Raw genomic sequence first — 20795 nt, 5'->3', positions numbered from 1 at the left:
GGGAGCCGTTGGAACGGACCGGGAACGGCCCGGGGAACGGTCCGGAGGGCGGCCCCCGGAACGTCCGGGCGACGCCTACGGAAGCGGGGCTCCGCAGGAGTCCCTGACCCGCAGTTGGGGGAGCAGGGTCAGGTGCCGGCGCGGAGTGTCGGTGCCGCCCTGCCCCAGCCGTTCCACCAGCAGTTCCGTCGCGTGGCGGCCCACTTCGCGCTTGGGCGGGGCCACGGCGGTGAGGGGGGTGTCCGCGAGCGCCGCAACCTCGTCGTCGTACGCGATCAGCGCGAGGTCCTCCGGTACCCGCACGCCCAGCTCCGCCAGGCGCTGCACCACCTGGATCGCGTCCACGTCGTTGTGGATCAGCGCCGCCGTCGCCACCCCCGAGTGAACCGCCTCGCGCAAGGCCTGCACGGCCTCCTCGAACGCCTCCGGGGCCAGTTCGGCCGGCACGGAGTCGATCACGTCCTGCGGTGCGCGCAGCCCGAGCACGGTCAGCGCCTCCACGTACCCGGAGCGCACCGCGAGGGCGGTCGGGGAGTCCGCTCGGGCCATCAGCAGCGGTGCTCCGTGCCCGAGACCCACCAGGTGGCGCACGGCCAGGAGCACCCCGTGCGCGTGGTCCGAGCAGACGCGGTCCAAGCCGTCCAAGGGAGACCCGGCGGTGGGCCTGCGCTCCAGCAGGACCGTCGGTACGGGCAGCGAGCTGATCCAGTCGCCGAACGCGGAGGGGTCGCCCGGATGCTGCCAGCCGGGCGCGACGAGCAGCCCCTCGGCGCCCGCGGACAGCAGCCCCTCGGTGCGGGCCTGGTCCTCCTGCGGCCGGTAGTCGGAGATCCGCAGGATCAGCCGGGCGCCCGCCCGGGCGGCCGCCTCGTGGGCGCCCCGGATGACCTCCGCGAAGTAATAGGTCGCCGAGGGCGCGAGCATGCCGAGCACCAGGCCGTGGCCGGCGGCGGGCCCTGTCGCGGGGGCGGTGGCCTGGGGCCAGGACACCGAACCGTGGACCCGGTCGAGCAGGCCGCGGCCGGCCAGGTCCTCGACGTCGCGGCGCACCGTGACGGGCGAGACCCCCAGCTGCGAGGCCAGGTCGGAGACCCGGGCCGAGCCCCGGTCCCGTACCAGCCCGAGCAGGCGGTCATGACGTTCAGCAGCACTTTCGCGCACGGTGGCAGTCCCCTCGCAGTGTGTGGCCCGGCCCCGGGCCCGACCGGTTCCGGAGCCGGTGTCCGACCCTAGACCAACGTGATCGAACGATGGGAGTTTCGATCATTCAAACGTAATCCATTGACGTTCGATCAATCCGAGTCCAGGATTCCCGGCGATGCCGATCCGGCCGTTCCAGGCACGACCCCGACTGTTCGTACGGAGGAATTGTGAGACATCGCGTCACCGCAGCGGCGCTCGCGGCCCTGACCGCTGCCGCCGGACTGACCGTCGCAGGCCCGAACACCGCGCAGGCGGCACCCGCCGGCCGCACCTTTCACGTCGACTGCTCGGCCGCCCCGGTCGGGGCCACCGGCAGCGGGCAGCACCCCTGGACCACGCTCGCCGAGGCCAACGCGCACCCCTACGGGCCCGGCGACCGGCTCCTGTTCAAGCGCGGCGCCACCTGCACCGGCACCCTCGCGCCCACGGGAACCGGCTCCGCCCGCGCGCCGTTCACCATCGCCGACTACGGCAACGGCCCCGACCGTGCCCGGCTCGACGGCGCCGGCGCCCACGACACCGTTCTGCTCTCCAACACGCAGTACGTGCACCTCAGGAACCTGGAGATCACCAACGCCGACAACCCGGGCAGCGAGCGCAACGGCGTCCGGCTGCGCCTGACCGACTTCGGCGTCGCCCGCGGCTTCGACATCAGCGGCCTCTACATCCACGACGTGCGCGGCGGCGACTACAAGACCGTGTCCGGCTCCAGCGCCATCCACATCGCCGTCGAGGGCACGGCGAAGGCCAGCTGGTACGACGGCCTGGACATCGGCCACAACCGCATCGAGGACGTCGACCGCGAGGGTGTCTACTTCAAGTCGACCTTCTCCAAGCGCGATCTGGTCGGCGGGCAGCAGGACCCGAACGTCTACCCGGGGGAGTGGACCCCCAGCACCGGCGTCCGTATCCACCACAACACGCTCAAGTCCCTGGCCGGCGACGGCATGAAGCTCGACACCACCAGCGGCGCCCGCGTCGACCACAACCGGGTCGACGGCTTCCAGCTCCGCTCGCCCTCCGCCAACGCGGGCATCTGGACCTTCAACACCGACGACACGACCGTCGAGTACAACGAGGTCTCGGGCGGCGGGAACACCCACGACGGCATGTCCTTCGACGCCGACGGCGCCTCGCAGAACACCGTCTTCCAGTACAACTACAGCCACGACAACAAGGGCGGCTTCCTGCTGATCTGCCCGTACAGCGGGGCGAAGACCCTCGGCACGGTCGCCCGCTACAACGTCAGCCGCAACGACGGCGCCCGCCTGATCCAGAACTGCTGGGGCCCGATCCTGGGCACCGAGATCTACAACAACACGTTCCACAACAAGGAGCGGATACCCGGCTACCTCGTCCAGGACGACGCCGGCAGCCCCGCCACCACCCAGCACGAACTGGCCATCCGCAACAACGTCTTCGTCAGCGAGGGCACCGGCGGCTACGCGTTCAAGAACCCGACCCCCGGGCTCTCCTTCGACCACAACGCCTTCTACGGCATCGACATGACGCGGCCCGACCCCGGCGGCATCACGGCCGACCCGAGGCTCCGGGACGATTTCCGGCTGGGCGCGGGCTCGCCCGCCCTCGCCGCCGGAGCCGTCATCGAGGACAACGGCGGCAAGGACTACTTCGGCAGCCGTCTGAAGCCCGGCGCCCCCAACATCGGCGCCTACGCGGGCCGCGGCCTGCGGTAACCCACCGCTCACTGAGGTCCGTACTTGCGGCCTGTCTTGGAGGTGACCCCTCCGAGCAGGCCGCGCGGGGCCACCTTCACCAGGCCCATCAACGCCTTGTACCGCGCGTCGGGGATCGAGAGCGACTTCCCGCGCGCCAGGTCCGCCAGCGCCGTCGCCACCAGCTTGTCGGCGTCGAGCCACATCCAGCCCGGGATGTTGCCGGTGCCCATCCCGGCCCGCTCATGGAACTCCGTCCGTACGAAGCCGGGGCAGAGGGCCATCATCCGCACGCCCGACCCGGCCAGGTCCTTCGCCGCGCCCTGGGTGAACTGCACGACCCACGCCTTGGACGCCCCGTACGTACCGCGCGGCACGAACGCGGCGACGGAGGCCACGTTCACGATGCCGCCCCTGCCCCGCTCCTTCATCCCGGCCGCGGCCGCAGAGGTCAGCCGCAGGACCGCCTCGCAGTGCACCTTCAGCATCGCCAGTTCGTCGGCCATCGGGACGTCGAGGAAATGCCCCTTGTTGCCGAACCCGGCGTTGTTGATCAGCAGATCGACCGACTGCTTACGGTCCGCCAGCCTGCTCTCGACCGCGGCGATCCCGTCGTCCGCGGACAGGTCCGCCGTCAGCACCTCGGCCTCGATGCCGTGCCGGTCGTGCAGTTCGGTGGCCTGTTCCCGCAGCCGGCCGGTGTCGCGGGCCACCAGCACGAGGTTGTGCCCCTCGGCCGCGAGGCGCCGCGCGAAGGCGGCGCCGATGCCCGCGGTCGCGCCCGTAATCAGTGCAGTCGTCATACGCCGCACGTTAGTGCCCCTCGTGGGCCTTCGGACGACCCGCCTGCCCGCCCGGCTCCACCACCACGAACCGCCCCATCATCCCGTGGTCCTCATGGGCCGGCAGATGGCAGTGGTACATGTACGGAGTATCCGGATCGGCCGGTCCGTCGAACCGCCACGCGATCTTCATCGTGGTGCCCACCGGGATCGCGACCGTGTCCTTCCGGCCCCGCAGAGCGGGCTCCGGTTCCCGGCCGTTCACCTCCAGCACGTCGAAGGAGTCGTCGCCCCCGTTGAACCGCTTTCTCCCAGCTGTCGCCGTCGGCCGGGGCCGTGTGCGGGGTTCTCGTCAGGGCGTCGCGAGCTCCTCCGCGTACGTACGCGCCTTCCGCAACGCCTCGGGGTGCAGTGCCTCACCGGCCGGAAGCAGCAGCGGCAGCAGCTCACGCTGTGTCGTCACGGCCCGGAACTGCAGCTCCACCGTCACCTCGTGGTCCGGCCGGTGCACGATCTCGACCGGGTCGCCGGCCCGGATGCTGCCCGGCGTGATCACCCGGAGGTACGCCCCGGGGGCCGCAGCCCGTGTGAAGCGCTTGACCCAGCGCGTCTCGTCGAGGTGGCCCGCGAACGTACGGCACGGAATCCGGCCGGAGGTGACCTCCAGGACCAGCTCCGCGCCGATCCGCCAGCGCTCGCCGATCAGCGCGCCGGAGACCTCCAGTCCGGCCGTGGTCAGGTTCTCACCGAACGAGCCGTTGGCCAGCGGGCGCCCCAGTTCCCGCTCCCAGGCGTCGAGATCCTCGCGGGCGAAGGCGTACACGGCCTGGTGCGAGCCGCCGTGGTGGCGCAGGTCGCAGATCGTGTCCCCGGCCAGACCGCTGCCGCCCTCACCCTTGGGGCCGGGGTCGCAGACCCGTATGAGCCCCTCGACGGGGCGTTTGTCGATCCCGGTCCTGCCGCCCGGGGCGTCGGTGTAGGACGCCGCCGTGGGACGGCCCGCGTTCACGGTCAGCACAGTCTTCGCAGTCATGCCCGAACGTTAGCGAGTCCCGGCTCAAAGCTGTAAGCGAGTAATTCGCAGCAGACCCAAGAGTCCCTTATGTTGGAAGGGTGATCGAAGCCCGTCATCTCCGAGTCCTGCGCGCCGTGGCCGGTACCGGCTCCTTCTCCGCCGCCGCCCGTGAGCTCGGCTGCACCCAGCCCGCCGTGAGCCAGCAGATGAAGGCGCTGGAGTCCTCGGCGGGCACCACGCTGCTCATCCGCACCGGACGGGAGATGCGGCTGACGCAGGCCGGCGAGGCGCTCGTACGCCATGCGTCGGGCATCCTCGCCGGGCTCACCGCCGCCGAGGAGGAGGTCGCCGCGATCGCCGGGCTGCGGGCCGGCCGGGTCCGGCTGGTCTCCTTCCCCAGCGGCAGCTCCACCCTGGTCCCGGGCGCCCTCGCGGCGCTCCGGGCCGCTCATCCCGGCACCCGGGTCTCCCTGGTCGAGGCCGAGCCGCCGCGCTCGGTGGAGATGCTGCGCGACGGCGACTGCGACATCGCGCTGGCCTTCCGGTACGGCACGCAGGGCGCCGAGTGGGACGACCTGGTGGTGCGGCCCCTGCTCACCGACCGGCTGATCGGTCTCGTTCCCGAAGGGCACGCTTTCGCGGACCGGGACGAGGTGGGCATCGGTGAACTCGCCGGGGAGCCGTGGATCGCCGGCTGCCCGCGCTGCCGCCGACAGCTGGTGGAGGTCTGCGAGGCGTCCGGCTTCACCCCGCGGATCGACTTCGCCACCGACGACTACCCCGCGGTGATCGGCCTGGTCGGCGCGGGCCTCGGGGTGGCCGTCCTGCCGGCGCTGGCGATCGAGTCGGTGCGCCCCAGGGGGGCCAGGACCGTGACGGTGGAGCCCGCCATCGAGCGCGAGATCGTCGCACTGACCCTGCCCGACCTGGCGCAGGTCCCGGCCGTGGCGGCCACCCTGGATCAGCTGTCGCTGGCGGCCGCCCGCTGAGCGGTCCGCCGCGCCGGCCCCTGTGTGCCCGCAGCCCCGGCCGTGAGTGAGGAAACGTTTCTGCCTTGATGGGGCGCGGCGGGTCAGCCGTGCCCGGGCGGGGACGAGGGTGCGGCCGCGCTGATCAGCCTGTTGCGGGCCCGGCCCATGAGCTCCTCGCGCTCGTCCTCGGTCAGTCCTCCCCACACCCCGTAGGGCTCGCGTACCGCCAGTGCGTGGGCGGCGCACTCGGCGCGTACCGGGCAGCGCATGCAGACCTCTTTGGCGGAGGTCTCGCGGGCGCTCCGGGCGGCTCCGCGTTCCCCCTCGGGGTGGAAGAACAGTGAGCTGTCGACCCCTCGGCAGGCCGCCAGCAGCTGCCAGTCCCACAGATCGGCGTTGGGTCCGGGAAGGCGGGAGAAATCTGCCATTGCTTGTCCCCTCGAAACCATGCTGAGTCGGAAACGTCGTGGTCGTCCGTCGTACCGTGCCCATGACCGTACATCTACGGTGTTAGTAGATGTAAATATGACTGATTGCGAATCTAGTCATAGACACCAGCAAAAGGGAAGAAAACCCGCTAAATGGGGCATAAGTTCATGGGAAGTTTTCAGTTGACGCCTGGACGACCCGTGGCGCTCTCCTCCGTGCTCGACCCCTCACGTAGAGTGCCGAACCCGGTCGTCCGACCCGTAACTCTTTCGAGTGACCATCGTTGAGAAGGCGGAGGCGGTTGACAGAGAAAGCGATCGGGCAGGTGTCCGAGAGTGTCAACCGCACAGGTGACGACTTGTAACAGCCTGGAGGCACAAGGTGACGCGCATCAGCTGCGGAGGGCGGTCATGACATCCGTTCTCGTCTGCGACGATTCCCCGCTTGCCCGAGAAGCGCTCCGTCGCGCGGTCGCGACCGTGCCCGGCGTCGAGCGTGTGACGACGGCGGCCAACGGGGAGGAAGTTCTCCGGCGCTGGGGTGCCGACCGTTCGGATCTGATTCTCATGGACGTACGCATGCCCGGTCTGGGAGGTGTGGAGACCGTCCGTCGACTGCTCTCCGCCGACCCCGGGGCGCGGATCATCATGCTGACCGTCGCCGAGGACCTGGACGGGGTCGCGCTCGCGGTCGCCGCCGGGGCCCGCGGGTATCTGCACAAGGACGCCTCCCGGGCGGAGCTCCGGGCGACCGTCACCCAGGCCCTGGCCGATCCGACGTGGCGGCTCGCCCCGCGCCGGCTGCGCTCGGCCGAGATGGGTGCGGCGCCCACGCTCACGGCGCGCGAGATCCAGGTCCTCGAAGGGATGAGCCACGGCCGCTCCAACGCGGAGATCGGCCGTGAGCTGTTCCTCTCCGAGGACACGGTGAAGACGCACGCCAGGCGTCTGTTCAAGAAGCTCGGAGCCTCGGACCGGGCGCACGCGGTGGCGCTCGGTTTCCGCTGGGGCCTGGTCCGCTGAGGGCGGGCCGTGACCGGCCGCCGATCCCATCCCCGTCCGCTCGCGGGCGGACGGGGTGATCCCGCGCAAGCGGTGCGGGGCCGGGTCGTGTCCACGGACGCGACCCGCTCGTACGCCGCTTGTGCAGCCCGCCGCCCCGGCGGCATGTGACGCTTCCCGGCCGATGACGCATCCTTGAGACGTGGAGTTCCTCGGGAACGATTCGGTCGAGCGGAAGGGGAGGGCGCAGGACATGACTTCCGGCGCACCCGCTCATAACGCTTCAGTGCACAACTACGGACGCGGTGCCGCGGATGACGCGGCGCCGGGGCACCATGGTTCGATGCGCGAGGACGGAACGACGGTGATCGGTGCTCTGGTGCATCGCGCCGTCGAGGGCGACGCGCAGGCCACCCATGATCTGCTGGCCCACGTCCACCCCCTCGCGCTGCGCTACTGCAGGTCACGGCTGAACCGGCTGCCCGGTGATGCCCGTCACTTCGTGGAGGACCTGGCGCAGGAGGTCTGCGTCGCGGTGCTGATGGCCCTGCCGCGGTACAAGGACACCGGCAGACCCTTCGAAGCCTTCGTCTTCGCCATCGCGGGCCACAAGGTGGCCGACCTCCAGCGGGCCGCGATGCGGCACCCGGGGTCGACCGCGGTCCCCTCCGACGAGATGCCGGAGCGGCCGGACGACTCGCTCGGGCCCGAGGAGCGGGCGCTCCTCAGCAGCGATGCCGCCTGGGCCAAGAAGCTCCTCGCCAACCTTCCGGAGAACCAGCGCGAGCTGCTGGTCCTGAGGGTCGCCGTCGGGCTCACCGCCGAGGAGACCGGACAGATGCTCGGCATGTCGCCGGGCGCCGTCCGGGTCGCCCAGCACCGTGCGCTCAGCCGGCTGCGGGCCCTCGCGGAACAGTGAACGGGACACCGGTGCCGCGGAAAGGTGCCGTAGGAAGCTACAGAACCTCCAGGTGATCTTGCTCGTGGAATGAGACGCCCCCAGAGGCCGTTAGCATGGACATCCGCACCGATCAAGGCCATTTGGGGAAGGTGTCATGACTGCAAACGTCGACGGAGTGCCCGAGAAATTCGCGACGCTCGGGCTGACATACGACGACGTGCTGCTGCTGCCGGGCGCATCCGAGGTGCTGCCCAACGCGGTCGACACCTCGACGCTCATCTCACGGAACGTACGCGTGAACATCCCGCTGCTGTCCGCCGCGATGGACAAGGTGACCGAGGCCCGGATGGCCATCGCCATGGCCCGTCAGGGCGGCGTCGGCGTGCTCCACCGCAATCTCTCGATCGAGGACCAGGTCAACCAGGTCGACCTGGTGAAGCGGTCCGAGTCCGGCATGGTCACCGACCCGATCACGGTCGGCCCGGACGCCACGCTCGGCGACGCGGACGCGCTCTGTGCCAAGTTCCGCATCAGCGGCGTCCCGGTCACCGACCCGGCGGGCAAGCTGCTCGGCATCGTCACCAACCGCGACATGGCCTTCGAGTCGGACCGCTCGCGCCAGGTGCGCGAGGTCATGACGCCGATGCCGCTGGTCACCGGCCGGGTCGGCATCTCCGGCGTGGACGCCATGGAGCTGCTGCGCCGCCACAAGATCGAGAAGCTTCCGCTGGTCGACGAGGCGGGCATCCTCAAGGGCCTCATCACGGTCAAGGACTTCAAGAAGGCCGAGCAGTACCCGAACGCGGCCAAGGACGCCGAGGGCCGGCTGCTCGTCGGCGCGGCCGTCGGCGCCAGCCCGGAGGCGCTGGACCGCGCCCAGGCGCTGGCCGGGGCCGGGGTGGACTTCCTGATCGTCGACACCTCGCACGGCCACAACAGCAACGCCCTCAACTGGATGGCGAAGATCAAGTCCGCCGTGAACGTGGACGTCATCGGCGGCAACGTCGCGACCCGTGACGGCGCCCAGGCCCTGGTCGACGCCGGTGTGGACGGCGTCAAGGTCGGCGTCGGACCCGGTTCGATCTGCACCACCCGCGTGGTCGCCGGTATCGGCGTCCCGCAGGTCACCGCGATCTACGAGGCCGCGCTGGCCGCCCGTGCGGCGGGCGTCCCGGTCATCGGTGACGGCGGCCTCCAGTACTCCGGCGACATCGGCAAGGCGCTGGCCGCCGGTGCCGACAGCGTGATGCTGGGCTCCCTCCTCGCGGGCTGCGAGGAGTCGCCGGGTGAGCTCCTCTTCATCAACGGCAAGCAGTTCAAGTCGTACCGCGGCATGGGTTCGCTGGGCGCGATGCAGTCCCGCGGACAGGGCCGCTCGTACTCCAAGGACCGCTACTTCCAGGCCGAGGTGTCCTCCGACGACAAGCTCGTCCCCGAGGGCATCGAGGGCCAGGTGCCCTACCGTGGCCCGCTGGCCAACGTGCTGCACCAGCTCGTCGGCGGCCTCCGCCAGACGATGGGCTACGTGGGCGCGGCCTCCGTCGACGAGATGGAGAGCAAGGGCCGCTTCGTACGGATCACGTCCGCGGGTCTCAAGGAGAGCCACCCGCACGACATCCAGATGACGGTCGAAGCACCGAACTACAGCAGGAAGTAACGCGACAGCGCAGGTGAGGGGCGGTCCGGGGTTCCCGGGACCGCCCCTCCTGTGTGTGTCGGGGATACTGGACAGCGCAGACGTAGAGGGAAAGGCCACACCATCGTGACTGAGATCGAGATCGGGCGCGGCAAGCGCGGCCGCCGGGCATACGCATTCGACGACATCGCCGTCGTCCCGAGCCGCCGGACCCGCGACCCGAAGGAGGTCTCGATCGCCTGGCAGATCGACGCCTACCGCTTCGAGCTGCCGTTCCTGGCCGCTCCCATGGACTCCGTCGTCTCCCCGCAGCACGCCATCCGCATCGGCGAGCTCGGCGGCCTCGGGGTGCTCAACCTGGAAGGCCTGTGGACCCGGCACGCCGACCCGCAGCCGCTCCTCGACGAGATCGCCGAGATGCCGGTCGAGTCCGCGACCCGCCGGCTCCAGGAGATCTACTCCGCCCCCATCCAGGAGGAGCTGATCGGCCAGCGCATCAAGGAGGTGCGCGACTCCGGTGTCGTCACCGCCGCCGCGCTCTCCCCGCAGCGCACCGCACAGTTCTCCAAGGCCGTCGTCGACGCGGGTGTGGACATCTTCGTCATCCGCGGTACGACGGTCTCCGCCGAGCACGTCTCGGGTGCGGCCGAGCCGCTCAACCTGAAGCAGTTCATCTACGAGCTGGACGTCCCGGTGATCGTCGGCGGCTGCGCCACGTACACCGCGGCCCTGCACCTGATGCGCACCGGCGCGGCCGGTGTCCTCGTCGGCTTCGGCGGCGGCGCCGCGCACACCACGCGCAACGTCTTCGGCATCCAGGTCCCGATGGCGACCGCGGTCGCCGATGTGGCCGGTGCCCGCCGTGACTACATGGACGAGTCCGGCGGCCGGTACGTGCACGTGATCGCGGACGGCGGTGTCGGCTGGTCCGGCGACCTGCCGAAGGCCATCGCCTGCGGTGCGGACGCCGTGATGATGGGCTCCCCGCTCGCCCGTGCGACGGACGCGCCGGGCCGCGGCCGCCACTGGGGCATGGAGGCCGTCCACGAGGACGTGCCGCGCGGCAAGCTGGTCGACCTCGGCTCCGTCGGGACGACCGAGGAGGTCCTCACCGGTCCTTCGCACACCCCCGACGGTTCGATGAACATCTTCGGCGCCCTGCGCCGGGCGATGGCGACGACGGGGTACAGCGACCTCAAGGAGTTCCAGCGCGTCGAGGTGACGGTGGCGGACTCGCAGCACCGCCGCTGAATCCCCGCAGCATGACGGGAGGGCCCGGACCGCGATCGCGGTCCGGGCCCTCCTGCGTGTCCTGTATGCGGTCCGCGACTAGTCGGACGTCTTGCGGGCCGTGGAGAACGCGACCACGGCGGCGACGGCGAAGAAGACGAAGCTGAGCGCGTCGGAGTCTTCCTTCCACACCTCGTTCAGGTCGCTGAAGTGGTCGAAGAAGATCTCGGTGACCGAGAGCGGGAGCTGCTTGCTGATGATGATCGCTTCACCGAGCAGCTGGCCGAAGTAGACGCCGACCAGGGCGAGGGCACCACTGATGACGGGCAGGGCGGGGTTGCGGCCGCCGAGCTTGCCGGCGGCGAAGCCGACGATGGCGCCGACACCCACGGCCGCGTAGCCGATCTCGTGCTTCGTGGCGCCGATGATCGCACCGTAGATGCCCGCCGCGACGAGCGCCGCGATGAACGCGACGAGGATGCCCAGGCCCACGTTGTTGCGCGCCGGTGCCACCGGAGCGAACGGTGCACCGCCGCCGAACGGGGCGCCGACGGGCTGCTGACCCGCGAACGGGTTGCCGGTCGGGGCGCCGGGCTGAGGCTGGCCGGGCTGCGCGGCGTAAGGGTTGCCGGGCTGCGGCTGGGCGTCGTACGGCTGGTTCGGCGGTGGTACGGGCGTGCTCATGGTGGGTTCCCCCTGGGACTGTGGCGTACGAGTGTGCGATGAGTGACGCCGCAGGCTAGCAGTCGCTTCCGACATTGCCCCACCGGAATCCTTGGGGGAACTGTGATCAGAGCCGGTGCGCGGCCCCTGCCGGGGTGGCGCCACGGGTGTCGAGAAGGAGCTGCGCCTTCACCGCGAGGCCCTGGAGGTCGTAGGTGCGGTGGTGCTGGAGCAGCACGGTCAGATCGGCGCTCGACGCGGCTTCGTACAGCGAATCGGCACGGGGGACCGGGAGTTCGCGTACGCGCCAGTCCAGGACGTGCGGATCGTGGTAGCCGATCTGGGCGCCCATGTCCATCAGCCGTGTGGCGATCTCGCGGGCGGGGGAGGCCTCCTGGTCGGCGAGGTCGGGCTTGTAGGTGACGCCCAGGAGGAGGATCCGGGCGCTGCGGAGGGACTTCCCGTGCTCGTTGAGGAGGGTGGCGCAGCGCTGGATCACGTACTGAGGCATCCGGTCGTTGATCTCCTGTGCGAGCGAGACCATGCGCAGCGGGTGTCCGGGGGTGCGGCTGTTGTACGGGAGGTAGCCCGGGTCGACCGGAGCGCCGTGGCCGCCGACGCCGGGGCCGGGGCGGAAGGGCTGGAAGCCGAAGGGCTTGGTCTCGGCGCACCGGATGACGTCCCAGAGGTCGACGCCGAGATCGTGGCAGAGCACGGCCATCTCGTTGACCAGCGCGATGTTGACGTGCCGGAAGTTGGTCTCCAGGACCTTCGTCATCTCGGCCTCGCGCGGGCCGCGGGCGCGGACGACCTTGTCGGTGAGCCGGCTGTAGAAGGTGGCGGCCGATTCCGTGCAGGCGGGGGTCAGGCCGCCGATGACCTTGGGGGTGTTGGTGTAGACGTGGGTGCGGTTGCCGGGGTCGAGGCGGCTGGGGGAGTGGGCGAGGTGGAAGTCGCGTCCGCCGCGCAGCCCGGAGCCCTCTTCGAGGAGGGGGAGCAGGAAGTTCTCCGTGGTGCCGGGGTGGACGGCCGATTCCAGGAGCACGGTGGTGTGCGGGCGCAGCCGGGCGGCCAGGGCGCGGGCCGCGTCGCCGACGGCGGTGAGGTCGAGGGTGCGGTCGGGGCCGAGGGGAGTGGGGGCGCAGATCACGGCGGTACGGACCCGGCCCAGCTCGGCCTGGTTGGTGGTGGGGCGGAATCCGCCGGACAGCATCCGGCGGATGTCGGACGCGGTGAGCGATCCCTCGACGGGGGTGCGGCCCGCGGAGAGCTCGGCGAAGGCCCGGGGGTCGGTGTCGTAGCCGATGGTCTGGATACCGGCCGATACGGCGGCTTGGGCGAGGGGCAGGCCGAGGTGACCGAGTCCGATGACGGCGAGGTCTGCAGGCACGTGGGTGGCCGTCCTTCCCTAAGGACCGAGAAAGCGCAAGTGCTGGGGACAGTGCAATGTCAGACTAGGCGTAAATATGACCTATATGTCGCATTGTGTGGCCGTCGTCGTCCGGGTGTTGTCCACAGGCGGTGGCTGAAGTCGCGGAGCGCGGACAGAATCGAGAGGTGGGCACGGGCACCCGACCCCGCGGTCGGACCGCATCCCCGTGCCGGACCACCCCGATCTACCGGGAGGCAGCAGTGAGGACAGCGACACTGGGACCCGCGGAGCGTGCGGCATCGCTCGCCGCGATGGCCGAGCGCGAACTGGACGTGCTGGTCGTGGGGGCGGGCGTGGTCGGCGCCGGGACGGCGCTCGACGCGGTCACGAGAGGGCTCTCGACCGGACTGGTCGAGGCGCGCGACTGGGCGTCCGGCACGTCGAGCCGGTCGAGCAAGCTGATCCACGGCGGGCTGCGCTATCTGGAGATGCTCGACTTCGCGCTCGTCCGCGAGGCCCTGAAGGAGCGCGGGCTGCTGCTGGGGCGCCTCGCCCCGCACCTCGTGAAGCCGGTGCCGTTCCTCTACCCGTTGCAGCACAAGGGCTGGGAGCGGCTGTACGCCGGTTCCGGCGTCGCGCTGTACGACGCGATGTCGGTGTCCTCCGGGCACGGCCGCGGGCTGCCCGTGCACCGGCACCTCTCCCGCCGTCAGGCGCTGCGGGTCGCGCCGGCGCTCAAGCGGGACGCCCTGGTGGGGGCCCTGCAGTACTACGACGCCCAGATGGACGACGCCCGCTATGTGGCGACGCTGGTGCGCACCGCCGCCGGGTACGGCGCGCATGTGGCGAACCAGGCACGGGTGGTCGGCTTCCTCCGGGAGGGCGAACGGGTGGTCGGCGCCCGGGTGGCGGACGTCGAGGCGGGCGTCGAGTACGAGGTCAGGGCCAAACAGGTGGTCAACGCCACCGGCGTCTGGACGGACGACACCCAGGCGCTGATCGGCGAGCGCGGCCAGTTCCACGTGCGGGCCTCCAAGGGCATCCATCTGGTCGTCCCCAAGGACCGCATCCACTCCTCCACGGGCCTGATCCTGCGGACCGAGAAGTCCGTGCTCTTCGTCATCCCGTGGGGACGGCACTGGATCGTCGGGACGACGGACACCGACTGGGACCTGGACAAGGCCCATCCGGCCGCCTCCAGCGCGGACATCGACTATCTCCTCGAACACGTCAACTCGGTCCTGGCCACGCCGCTGACCAGGGACGACGTCCAGGGCGTCTACGCGGGGCTGCGGCCGTTGCTGGCCGGCGAGTCGGACGCCACCAGCAAGCTGTCGCGCGAGCACACGGTGGCGCATCCGCTGCCGGGCCTCGTCGTCGTCGCGGGAGGCAAGTACACGACGTACCGGGTGATGGCGAAGGACGCCGTGGACGAGGCGGTGCACGGCCTCGACCAGCGGGTCGCGGAGTGCGTCACCGAGGACATCCCGCTGCTGGGCGCCGAGGGCTACCGCGCCCTGTGGAACGCACGGGCCAGGATCGCCGCCCGCACCGGCCTCCACGTCGCCCGGGTGGAGCATCTGCTGAACCGGTACGGCTCCATGACCGAGGAGATCCTGGAGCTGATCGTCGCCGACCCGGTGATGGGCGAACCGCTGCCGGCCGCCGACGACTACCTGAAGGCCGAGATCGTGTACGCGGCCTCGCACGAGGGGGCCCGCCACCTCGACGACGTACTGACCCGGCGCACCCGGATCTCCATCGAGACCTTCGACCGCGGCACCCGATCCGCGCAGTTGTGCGCGGAACTGATGGCGCGGGTGCTCGGCTGGGACAAGAGCCGGATCGGGCGTGAGGTCGCGCACTACGAAAAGCGGGTTGAGGCGGAACGGGAGTCGCAGCGCCAGCCCGACGACCTGACGGCGGACGCGGCGAGGCTGGGCGCACCGGACATCGTGCCCATCTAGGGCGGCGTCCCGGCCGGCCGCCGGGCACACCGCCCTGCCCGCCGCCCCGCCCACCGGCCGTTCTCCGCCGGGCGGGGCGGTGGCACGAGGGCGCGGGGGAACTCCGGCGTGCGCAGCGCGGGTTCGCGTGGGGCGGCGGCGCAGGGGACGGGCCCCTGGGGGCGGTGCGTCGGTCCGGCCCGGGAATACGGTGGTTCGGAGCGTCGCTCCGTACGACGGGCCGTGGTAGGCAGGAGGGTGCCCGCGGCGGGATGTGTGGTTCGCTGGGCGAAGCAGAGGCGGAGCAGGGCGGGGTCCGCGGTCGTGGCGGGGCAGCGCCGCGCGTACGGGCCGGCCGGAAATCCCTTCTGTCGGCCACTTATGACGGTCCCCGGACCCGGCACCAGGACCGGTCCCGGGGTGAGGGACAATGAACGCTCTGCCAGGGCGGGTTGATCGCAGAGGGGACGCATGTCGGAGGCGGAGCAGGCACGGGAGCCCCAACGGGACAAGGACGGACGTCTTCTCGCGGGGCGGTACCGGCTCGGGGAGGTGCTCGGCCGGGGTGGAATGGGCACGGTCTGGCGCGCCGTCGACGAGACGCTGGGCCGCACGGTCGCGGTCAAGGAACTGCGGTTCCCGTCGGCCATCGACGACGACGAGAAGCGGCGGCTCATCACGCGCACACTGCGCGAGGCGAAGGCGATCGCCAGGATCCGCAACAACGGCGCGGTCACCGTCTACGACGTGGTCGACGAGGACGACCGGCCGTGGATCGTCATGGAACTCATCGAGGGCAAGTCGCTGGCCGAGGCGGTCCGCGAGGACGGCGTCCTGACGCCCAGGCGCGCGGCCGAGGTCGGCCTCGCCATCCTCGACGTGCTGCGCTCGGCGCACCGCGAGGGCATCCTGCACCGCGACGTGAAGCCGTCCAACGTGCTGATCGCCGAGGACGGCAGGGTCGTGCTGACCGACTTCGGCATCGCCCAGGTCGAGGGCGACCCGTCGGTCACCTCCACCGGCATGCTCGTCGGCGCCCCCTCCTACATCTCGCCGGAGCGGGCCCGCGGCCACAAGCCCGGCCCGCCCGCCGACCTCTGGTCGCTCGGCGGACTGCTGTACGCGAGCGTCGAGGGCTGCCCGCCGTACGACAAGGGGTCCGCGATCGCGACCCTGACCGCCGTGATGACCGAGCCGCTCGACCCGCCGAAGAACGCGGGCCCGCTGGAGGAGGTCATCTACGGGCTGCTCGCCCGGGACCCCGAGCAGCGGCTCGACGACGCCGGCGCGCGCGCCCTGCTCAACGACGTGATCGACGCCCCTGAGCAGCCGGATGTTCCGGTTCCGCCGCCGGCCGACGCCACCCAGGTGATGGCGCTTCCCAAGAACGTGGCCGACGCCCCGCCCAAGGCGGCGCAGAAGTCCGGTGAGCCCGGCGAGGGCACCAGGGACCGGCTGCGCGGTGCGCTGCGTTCCGCGCGGAACGCGAAGGCGGCACCCGCCGCGGCGGCAGGCGCCGGTGCCGTGGCCTCCGTTCCGGCCCGTCCGGCCAAGGCCCCCACGACAGCCACGGCCTCCCCTTCGGGAGCCGTACCGCCGCCGCGTCCGGCCACCTCGCCGGTCACCCCGCCCCGCGCGTCCCTGACGGACGTGGTGCCGCGCCGCACGCTGGCGATCATCGCGGCCGTCATCGCGCTCGCCGTGCTCGGCACGGTCCTCGCGCTCACGCTCGGCGGTGACGACGAGGACTCCGGCAACGCGGGCAAGGCCAAGGACGGCACGTCCGCCTCGGCCGGGTCCTCCGCGGGCAGCGGCTCCGGCGGCTCAGGCAGCTCCGCCGACACCGAGCAGGGCGGCGGCACGGAGCAGGGCAAGGACGAGCAGGGTACGGACGGCGGCAAGGGCGAGAGCGACGACTCGGGCAAGGGGTCGGACGACTCGCAGGGAGACAAGCAGGACGACGCCGTGCCCACCGGCTACAAGGCGGTGGAGAACAAGAAGTTCCACTTCTCCATGGTGATGCCCGAGGGCTTCCGGTTCGACAAGACGGCGGGCGCCAACTCCGGCGCCATATACAACGTCAGCGGCGGCTTCCCCCGTATCCAGGTCGACTACACCGACTCGCCCGGCGGCGACGCCGCCGGGGCCTGGAGGGCGGCCAGGGCCGCCGTCGCGGCAACCAGCAACGGCTACCACCACCTCGGCATAAACGAGGTCCAGTACAAGGGCTACCCGACCGTCGCCGACTGGCAGTTCGAGCGTACGCAGCAGGGCCAGCGGGTCCGGGTGATCAACCGGGGCTTCAAGGTCGACGGCGGCCACGGGTACGCGATCATGATCAGCTGCAAGGCCGACGAGTGGGACGGCGCGGAGTGCCGGACGCTGCGCAGGACCGCGTTCGACACCTTCGCGCCGGTCGACTGACGGAAGCCGTCCGGCCGGGTTGGGCCGACCCTGCCGCGCGGCGGCCTCTTGCCACGTATTGTGAGAGCTCGAAGACCGTACGCAGCCGAAACCACAAGTCAATTGCACAGCAAGTGACCGCAATTGACGGTTTCGTGCGGTCTACGTGACCGGGGGACAGCGCGCTCTGGGGAGGCGTCGTGGACGACTATGCGGGTCGGGTGCTTGCCGACCGCTACCGCCTTCCGCTGCCTCCGTCCGACGAGTACGAACTGGTCGAGACCCGGGCGTTCGACACCTACAGCGGCCAGGAGGTACTGGTCCGTCAGGTGCCGTTGCCGGAGGTCGTGGACGCCGAGGTGCTCGACGCGGACGGGCTGCCCACGGCGGCGCGACGGGCCGGTGGGCGCACCGTGCGGCGGTCCACGGACCCCGCGGTCCGGCGCGCCATCGAGGCCGCCCAGGCGGCGGCCCAGGTGCCCGACCACCCGCGCCTGGACCAGGTCTTCGACGTGTTCGCCGAGGCGGGTTCGCTCTGGATCGTGAGCGAACTGGTCGCGGCCAGGCCGCTGGCGGCGCTGCTCGCGGAGCGCCCGCTCAATCCGTACCGGGCCGCGGAGATCGGCTCCGACGTCCTCACCGCGCTGCGCGTCCTGCACGCCCACGGCTGGACCCACCGCAACATCACCGTGCGCACGGTGCTCATCTGCGACGACGGACGCGTCGTGCTGACCGGCCTGGCGGCCGGGGCGGCCGAGGAGGCGCTCTGCGGCTACGTGCCGGTGCCGCGCGCCGACGACGACGGCGAGGACGGCTACGGCGCTCCCGCGGTCGAGTCGGGGCCCACGGGCCCGTACGCACCGCCCGCCGTCGAGGCAGGGGAGACCGGTCCGCAGGGACTGCCGGCAGGCACCGGTCCGTACGGACTGCCGGGGGCCGGGCCCGACGGCTACGACCCGTACCGCCCGCCCGTCGTCGAGCCCGAGCGCGCCGATCCGTACGACCGCCCCGACGTGCCCGCCTCCCGTGGGCCCGGGGCCATCGAGGCGGGGACCGGGGGCGGTCCCGCGCAGCCCTACGGAGCCGGCGAGCTGGAGTCCGTGCGCCGGCCGTCGCCGCCCGTACCGCCCGCCACCGTGCCCGTTCCCGCCGCGGAGGCGGGCAGTGCGCAGGCGCGGGCCGCGCGGGCGGGAGCCATCGCCGCGTACCGCGCGGGCGCCCGCGCCGCCGAACCGGAGACGGTGCTCGGCGCGTTCCTGCGCGCCCTGGGCACGGCTGACTCAGCGATCCCCGACTCCCTGGACGAGCGCGCCGCCCTCTACCGCTCGACCCTCGACGGCCGCCGCATCCTGGTCCTCCTGGACAACGCCCACGACGCGGCCCAGATCCGCCCCCTGCTCCCCGGCACGGCGGGCTGCGCGGCGCTGGTCACCAGCCGGGTCCGCATGGTCGACCTGGCCGGCGCGCACCTGGTGGACCTGGACGTGATGTCGCCGGAGGAGGCGCTCCAGCTCTTCACCCGGATCGTGGGCGAGGAGCGCATCAACTCCGAACGCGAGGCGGCCCTGGACGTGGTGGCCGCCTGCGGCTTCCTCCCCCTCGCCATCCGCATCGCCGCCTCCCGCCTGGCGGCCCGCCGCACCTGGACGGTCTCCGTCCTCGCCGCGAAGCTCGCGGACGAACGCCGCCGGCTGGACGAGCTCCAGGCGGGCGACCTTGCGGTGAAGGCCACCTTCGAACTCGGCTACGGCCAGCTGGAACCGCCCCAGGCCCGCGCCTTCCGCCTCCTGGGCCTCGCGGACGGCCCGGACATCTCCCTGGCGGCAGCGGCGGCCCTGCTGAACCTGGAGACGCATGCGGCGGAGGACCTCCTGGAGGCCCTGGTCGACACGAGCCTTCTGGAGTCGGCGGCCCCGGGACGCTACCGGTACCACGACCTGGTGCGCCTCTACGCGCGTTCGTGCGCGGAGCGGGACGAGGAGTTGCCGGAGGAGCGGGAGCTGGCGTTGTCACGGCTGCTGGACTTCTATCTGGCCACTGCGGCGGGGGTGTACGCGCTGGAGCGGCCGGGGGATCGCACCGTCGATCACCTGGAACCCAGCCGGTACCCGGGTCTCACGTTCAAGGACCGGCCACGCGCACTCGACTGGCTCTATGCCGAGGCGGACTGCCTGCTTGCCTGCGTGCTGCAGAGCCTGGGTCCACGAGCACTGCGCCGAGCGGTAGACCTGCTCATGACCGTCAAGGACCTCGCGGAGTCGGGGGCGAACGCTCGCCGGTACGAGACCGCGGCTCTCGCGCTGCGCGACGCGGCCATGTCCACCGGGGACGCCCGCGCAGAGGGGCGGGCCCGCACGACGCTCACCCAGGTGTACAGCACGGCCGGCCGGTTCGAGCAGGCCGACAGCGAGGCGCATCGGGCCATGGAGCTCGGCATTGCCGCGAACGACCCCTGGACAAGCGGAAACGCTCCCAACGAGCGAGGCATTCTCGCGATCTACCGCAATCAGCACGCGGAGGGGGAGGCCTACCTCCAGAAGGCCATCGCGGCATTCCGCGCCGATGGCAACAAGCCCGGAGAAGCGAGCGCTCTGTGCAACCTCTCCAGGATCCACCTGGCGCTTTTCAGGACGGACAGTGCGGTTGATCTCGCCGAGCAGGGCATCGAGATCTACGACCGCCTGGGCCTTGCCCTGCGGCTGGCGAACGGCCGCTACGCCCTCGGGCTCGCACTGGCCAAGGCCAATCGTCTCGCCGAGGCGCTGGAGCAGTTGACGCAGGCGCTCGGGATATTTCACGAGAATCGTCAGCCCCTGTGGGAGGGCGTCACCCATTTCCGACTGGCGGAGGTACACCTCACAGCCGGGCGTCACACCATGTCGGCAGCTCACGCGGAACAGGCGATCGCGTTGCGCGGCATCGGAGGGGAATGGCGCCGCGGCACCGTCCTCACGGTGCTCGGAAAGGCTCTGGTTCAGTTGGAACAACCGGACCGGGCCAGGGCGTGCTGGGCCGAGGCCCTGGCCATTTATGAACAACTGGGATCGATCGAGGCGGGCGAGGTCCGCGGGCTCCTGTCACCGGCCACGGCTGCGTGAGAGCCGCGCCTTCGCGGCGTTCATCGTTCGTTTATCGGCGGGCTGCACTCTTACGTCCATCGACCCGTCGCGTCGGGGGGCAGACGGATCGACGAAGAGGCCGCCCCATTATGGTGAACGGCCCAGCAATGCCCGTCCGGCGATCCACGGGGGAACCGCCGGACGGGCATTGCCTACCTGTAACACCAAATGAATCACGGGAGTTGACCACAATGAGCGACGCCAAGAAGCCTGTCGTCAAGCCGCTGGACAGCCACGCCTCCGGCGAAGAGCTCACCGTCCAGGACAGCCACGCCTCGGGCGGCGCCATCAAGCCGCTGGACAGCCACGCCTCCGGCGAAGAGCTCAAGGTCCAGGACAGCCACGCCTCCGGCGAGGAGCTCACCACCCTCGACAGCCACGCATCGGTGCCGAGGCCGTTCCCCGTGCAGGTTGGACTAGTTGGGCCTCGGCACCGATGCGTGGCTGT

At 71.2% G+C, this 20795-nt stretch carries 17 protein-coding genes; 10 read left to right on the top strand and 7 right to left on the bottom strand.

The features are described from left to right. Positions 1–75: 75 nt before the first annotated feature. Positions 76–1161 carry a substrate-binding domain-containing protein gene (locus JGS39_RS14635; protein ID WP_219569452.1) on the bottom strand — a complete coding sequence of 362 codons (1086 nt, stop codon included), beginning with the start codon at positions 1159–1161 and terminating at the stop codon, positions 76–78. Positions 1162–1370: 209 nt separating this feature from the next. Here JGS39_RS14635 and JGS39_RS41670 point away from each other — a divergent pair, with 209 nt between their 5' ends. Continuing rightward, positions 1371–2900: a right-handed parallel beta-helix repeat-containing protein gene (locus JGS39_RS41670; RefSeq protein WP_219569451.1), complete on the top strand. Its 1530-nt coding sequence runs from the start codon at positions 1371–1373 to the stop codon at positions 2898–2900. A gap of 8 nt (positions 2901–2908) precedes the next feature. Here the strand turns inward: JGS39_RS41670 and JGS39_RS14625 are convergent, their stop codons facing one another. The 3 genes from JGS39_RS14625 to JGS39_RS14615 all read right to left on the bottom strand — a co-directional run bounded on the left by JGS39_RS14625 (position 2909) and on the right by JGS39_RS14615 (position 4694). Beyond that, positions 2909–3682 (bottom strand): SDR family NAD(P)-dependent oxidoreductase, encoded by a 774-nt coding sequence (locus JGS39_RS14625; protein ID WP_219569450.1) that lies wholly within the window; start codon positions 3680–3682, stop codon positions 2909–2911. 10 nt (positions 3683–3692) lie between these two features. After that, on the bottom strand, positions 3693–3935 hold the full coding sequence (locus tag JGS39_RS14620) for a multicopper oxidase domain-containing protein (protein WP_219569449.1): 243 nt from the start codon (positions 3933–3935) through the stop codon (positions 3693–3695). Between the two features lie 78 nt (positions 3936–4013). Further along, positions 4014–4694, bottom strand: a complete 681-nt coding sequence (locus JGS39_RS14615; RefSeq protein ID WP_219569448.1) for an MOSC domain-containing protein — start codon at positions 4692–4694, stop codon at positions 4014–4016. An 80-nt stretch (positions 4695–4774) separates the two neighbouring features. Between JGS39_RS14615 and JGS39_RS14610 the strand changes: the two genes are divergently transcribed. Further along, complete coding sequence (locus JGS39_RS14610) at positions 4775–5665, top strand: LysR family transcriptional regulator (RefSeq protein WP_219569447.1); 891 nt, start codon at positions 4775–4777, stop codon at positions 5663–5665. Positions 5666–5748: 83 nt separating this feature from the next. On the opposite strand, the gene JGS39_RS14605 is transcribed toward JGS39_RS14610, so the two are convergent. Beyond that, the gene (locus JGS39_RS14605) at positions 5749–6075 is read right to left on the bottom strand and encodes a WhiB family transcriptional regulator (RefSeq protein WP_018550557.1); all 327 of its coding nucleotides are present in this window, start codon (positions 6073–6075) and stop codon (positions 5749–5751) included. A 411-nt stretch (positions 6076–6486) separates the two neighbouring features. Between JGS39_RS14605 and JGS39_RS14600 the strand changes: the two genes are divergently transcribed. The 4 genes from JGS39_RS14600 to JGS39_RS14585 all read left to right on the top strand — a co-directional run bounded on the left by JGS39_RS14600 (position 6487) and on the right by JGS39_RS14585 (position 10865). After that, the gene (locus JGS39_RS14600; RefSeq protein WP_003948568.1) at positions 6487–7098 is read left to right on the top strand and encodes a response regulator transcription factor; all 612 of its coding nucleotides are present in this window, start codon (positions 6487–6489) and stop codon (positions 7096–7098) included. 322 nt (positions 7099–7420) lie between these two features. Continuing rightward, positions 7421–7996 carry a sigma-70 family RNA polymerase sigma factor gene (locus tag JGS39_RS14595; RefSeq protein WP_148020273.1) on the top strand — a complete coding sequence of 192 codons (576 nt, stop codon included), beginning with the start codon at positions 7421–7423 and terminating at the stop codon, positions 7994–7996. 136 nt (positions 7997–8132) lie between these two features. Continuing rightward, positions 8133–9635 (top strand): IMP dehydrogenase, encoded by a 1503-nt coding sequence (gene guaB, locus JGS39_RS14590; RefSeq protein ID WP_219569446.1) that lies wholly within the window; start codon positions 8133–8135, stop codon positions 9633–9635. 105 nt (positions 9636–9740) lie between these two features. Then, on the top strand, positions 9741–10865 hold the full coding sequence (locus JGS39_RS14585) for a GuaB3 family IMP dehydrogenase-related protein (protein ID WP_007453079.1): 1125 nt from the start codon (positions 9741–9743) through the stop codon (positions 10863–10865). A 78-nt stretch (positions 10866–10943) separates the two neighbouring features. Here the strand turns inward: JGS39_RS14585 and JGS39_RS14580 are convergent, their stop codons facing one another. Continuing rightward, positions 10944–11528, bottom strand: coding sequence for a hypothetical protein (locus JGS39_RS14580; protein ID WP_219569445.1), 585 nt, complete (start codon positions 11526–11528; stop codon positions 10944–10946). A gap of 106 nt (positions 11529–11634) precedes the next feature. After that, complete coding sequence (locus JGS39_RS14575) at positions 11635–12897, bottom strand: nucleotide sugar dehydrogenase (RefSeq protein WP_219569444.1); 1263 nt, start codon at positions 12895–12897, stop codon at positions 11635–11637. Between the two features lie 242 nt (positions 12898–13139). Here JGS39_RS14575 and JGS39_RS14570 point away from each other — a divergent pair, with 242 nt between their 5' ends. The 4 genes from JGS39_RS14570 to JGS39_RS14550 form a co-directional block, all read left to right on the top strand. Further along, positions 13140–14846 carry a glycerol-3-phosphate dehydrogenase/oxidase gene (locus JGS39_RS14570; protein ID WP_219569443.1) on the top strand — a complete coding sequence of 569 codons (1707 nt, stop codon included), beginning with the start codon at positions 13140–13142 and terminating at the stop codon, positions 14844–14846. 450 nt (positions 14847–15296) lie between these two features. Then, a complete protein-coding gene (locus JGS39_RS14565; RefSeq protein ID WP_219569442.1) occupies positions 15297–17249 on the top strand; it encodes a serine/threonine-protein kinase in 1953 nt (650 codons plus the stop codon). Between the two features lie 179 nt (positions 17250–17428). Next, positions 17429–20326 (top strand): tetratricopeptide repeat protein, encoded by a 2898-nt coding sequence (locus JGS39_RS14555; RefSeq protein ID WP_308120416.1) that lies wholly within the window; start codon positions 17429–17431, stop codon positions 20324–20326. Positions 20327–20538: 212 nt separating this feature from the next. Further along, positions 20539–20795: hypothetical protein (locus JGS39_RS14550; RefSeq protein WP_219569457.1), on the top strand; the 257-nt coding region annotated here is incomplete at its 3' end.

The organism is Streptomyces poriferorum, assembly GCF_019399235.1.
GTDB classification, from domain to species: domain Bacteria; phylum Actinomycetota; class Actinomycetes; order Streptomycetales; family Streptomycetaceae; genus Streptomyces; species Streptomyces poriferorum.
The sequence above is the reverse complement of the archived record's forward strand: the minus strand, read 5'-3'. Positions and strand labels throughout refer to the sequence as shown.

What these genes read in the sequence shown, in the direction of transcription:
- JGS39_RS14625 (WP_219569450.1), bottom strand. Translation starts at nt 3,682, where the DNA reads ATGACGACTGCACTGATTACGGGCGCGACCGCGGGCATCGGCGCCGCC.
- JGS39_RS14615 (WP_219569448.1), bottom strand. Translation starts at nt 4,694, where the DNA reads ATGACTGCGAAGACTGTGCTGACCGTGAACGCGGGCCGTCCCACGGCG.
- JGS39_RS14605 (WP_018550557.1), bottom strand. Translation starts at nt 6,075, where the DNA reads ATGGCAGATTTCTCCCGCCTTCCCGGACCCAACGCCGATCTGTGGGAC.
- JGS39_RS14600 (WP_003948568.1), top strand. Translation starts at nt 6,487, where the DNA reads ATGACATCCGTTCTCGTCTGCGACGATTCCCCGCTTGCCCGAGAAGCG.
- JGS39_RS14595 (WP_148020273.1), top strand. Translation starts at nt 7,421, where the DNA reads ATGCGCGAGGACGGAACGACGGTGATCGGTGCTCTGGTGCATCGCGCC.
- guaB (WP_219569446.1), top strand. Translation starts at nt 8,133, where the DNA reads ATGACTGCAAACGTCGACGGAGTGCCCGAGAAATTCGCGACGCTCGGG.
- JGS39_RS14580 (WP_219569445.1), bottom strand. Translation starts at nt 11,528, where the DNA reads ATGAGCACGCCCGTACCACCGCCGAACCAGCCGTACGACGCCCAGCCG.
- JGS39_RS14565 (WP_219569442.1), top strand. Translation starts at nt 15,297, where the DNA reads ATGTCGGAGGCGGAGCAGGCACGGGAGCCCCAACGGGACAAGGACGGA.